The sequence below is a fragment of the Halorubrum sp. CBA1125 genome (assembly GCF_009742825.1).
Classification (GTDB): Archaea; Halobacteriota; Halobacteria; order Halobacteriales; family Haloferacaceae; genus Halorubrum.
The window spans coordinates 1-2,552 of record NZ_WPCE01000288.1 but is presented as its reverse complement, the minus strand read 5'-3'; the positions used below and the strand labels follow the sequence as shown (position 1 = coordinate 2,552).

General features: G+C 68.8%; 1 protein-coding gene and 1 pseudogene. Both read left to right on the top strand.

Annotated elements, in window-relative coordinates; translation table 11 throughout:
• Positions 1-49 precede the first annotated feature (49 nt).
• Positions 50-2,110 carry an excinuclease ABC subunit UvrB gene (gene uvrB / locus GJ633_RS15765; RefSeq protein WP_321169127.1) on the top strand — a complete coding sequence of 687 codons (2,061 nt, stop codon included), beginning with the start codon at positions 50-52 and terminating at the stop codon, positions 2,108-2,110.
• 135 nt (positions 2,111-2,245) lie between these two features.
• Positions 2,246-2,552, top strand: a pseudogene (locus GJ633_RS15760) (hypothetical protein); the annotation flags it as partial.

Here is a 2,552-nt window from a genome sequence, read left to right as displayed (position 1 = left end):
ACCCCGTGGCCGCGCCGCTCAAGTGTCTCGCCGCCCAACGACGCCTATCGTGAGCGATGCCGACTCCCCACTCTCGGAGGACCGCCCGACCGTCGACCGCCCGCTCCGGGTCGACGCCCCGTTCGAGCCCGCGGGCGACCAGCCCGAGGCGATCGAGCAGCTGGTGGAGGGGTTCGAGTCGGGCGCCGAGAAACAGACCCTCCTCGGCGTGACCGGCTCCGGCAAGACCAACACGGTCTCGTGGGTCGTCGAGGAGCTCGACCAGCCCACGCTCGTGTTGGCGCACAACAAGACGCTCGCGGCCCAGCTGTACGAGGAGTTCCGCGAGCTGTTCCCCGATAACGCCGTCGAGTACTTCGTCTCTTACTACGACTACTACCAGCCGGAGGCGTACGTCGAGCAGACCGACACGTTCATCGACAAGGAGATGTCGATAAACGAGGAGATCGACCGGCTGCGCCACTCCGCGACGCGCTCGCTCCTCACCCGTGACGACGTGATCGTGGTCGCGTCCGTCTCCGCCATCTACGGGCTCGGCGACCCGGGGAACTACCGCGACATGGCGCTCCGCCTAGAGGTCGGCGAGGCGGTCGGCCGCGAGCAGCTGCTCGCGGACCTGGTCGACCTGAACTACGAGCGCAACGACGTCGACTTCACGCAGGGCACCTTCCGCGTGCGCGGCGACACCGTCGAGATCTACCCGATGTACGGCCGGTACGCGGTCCGGGTGGAGCTGTGGGGCGAGGAGATCGACCGGCTGCTGAAGGTCGACCCGATGAAAGGCGAGGTCGTCTCGGAGGAGCCCGCCGTCATGCTCCACCCCGCCGAACACTACTCGATCCCGGACGACAAGCTGGAGCAGGCGATCGCGGAGATCGAAGAGCTGATGGAGAAACGCGTCAGCTACTTCGAGCGGCAGGGCGACCTCGTCGCCGCCCAGCGTATCGAGGAGCGCACGACCTTCGACCTGGAGATGCTCCGGGAGGCCGGCTACTGCTCGGGCATCGAGAACTACTCCGTCCACATGGACGACCGCGAGTCGGGCGACCCCCCCTACACCTTACTCGACTACTTCCCCGACGACTTCCTCACCGTGATCGACGAGTCCCACCAGACGATCCCCCAGATAAAGGGGCAGTACGAGGGCGACAAGTCCCGGAAGGACTCGCTCGTCGAGAACGGGTTCCGGCTCCCGACCGCCTACGACAACCGCCCCCTGACGTTCGAGGAGTTCGAGGCGAAGACCGACCGCACCCTCTACGTCTCGGCGACGCCGGGCGACTACGAGCGCGAGACCTCCGACCGGATCGTCGAACAGATCGTCCGCCCCACGCACCTCGTCGACCCGAAGGTGGAGGTGACGGACGCGACCGGACAGGTCGAGGACCTCCTCGAACGGGTCGACGAGCGGACCGAGCGCGACGAGCGCGTGCTCGTCACCACGCTCACCAAGCGGATGGCCGAGGACCTCACGGAGTACTTCGAGGAGGCCGGCGTCGACGTGGCGTACATGCACGACGAGACGGATACCTTAGAGCGCCACGAGATCATCCGGGACCTCCGGCTCGGGAACATCGACGTGCTCGTCGGGATCAACCTGCTCCGCGAGGGGCTCGACATCCCGGAGGTGAGCCTCGTCGCCATCCTCGACGCCGACCAGGAGGGATTCTTACGCTCCACCACCACCCTCGTCCAGACGATGGGGCGGGCCGCACGCAACGTCAACGGCGAGGTCGTCCTCTACGCCGACGAGGTGACCGACTCGATGCAGGCGGCGATCGAGGAGACACAGCGCCGCCGGGAGATCCAGCTCGAGTACAACGCGGAGCACGGCTACGAAGCGACTACCATCGACAAGCCGGTCGGCGAGACGAACCTCCCCGGGTCGAAGACGGACACCTCGGGCGTCAGCGTCGGCGACGTGGAGACCGAAGACGAGGCGAGAGCCCAGATCGAGGCGCTCGAAGAGCGGATGGACGAGGCCGCGAGCAACTTAGAGTTCGAGCTGGCGGCGGACATCCGCGACCGGATCGCCGAGCTCCGGCGGGCCTTCGAGCTCGGCGACGGCGACGAGCAGGACGGCGTTCCGGCGCCGATCGGCGAGGAGTAGGCCGCCCGTCGCGCGCCGAGCGGTCCCCGGCTGAGCGGCGGAGGACCCGATCCGGGACGCGACCGGCCGCTCCGATTCTCAACCGGCGCAACACCGGGGACGAGATTTTTAAGCGCCACCCGCGGAGCCGCGGGCATGCACCGCCGCGCGGTCGTGGTCGGCGCCCTCGCCGTCGCGACCGCGGGGTGTACCGATCGGCTCCACGACCTGGCCGCGTCGACCCCGCGGGACCTCGGAGTCCGGAGCCGTTACGTCGACGGGGACCCCCTCGTCGACGAGCGGAGCGTCGTCGACCTCCCGCCGGACCTCCGCACCCACGCCGCGTCGTTCCGGTCTCGCGCGGCGCGATCGGCGCGCTCCGGGCCGACGCGGCCGAGACGCGGTCGTTCGTCGAGGCGCCCGACTTCGTCGACGACGGGGGGGGAGTCGGTCCTCGTCGTCG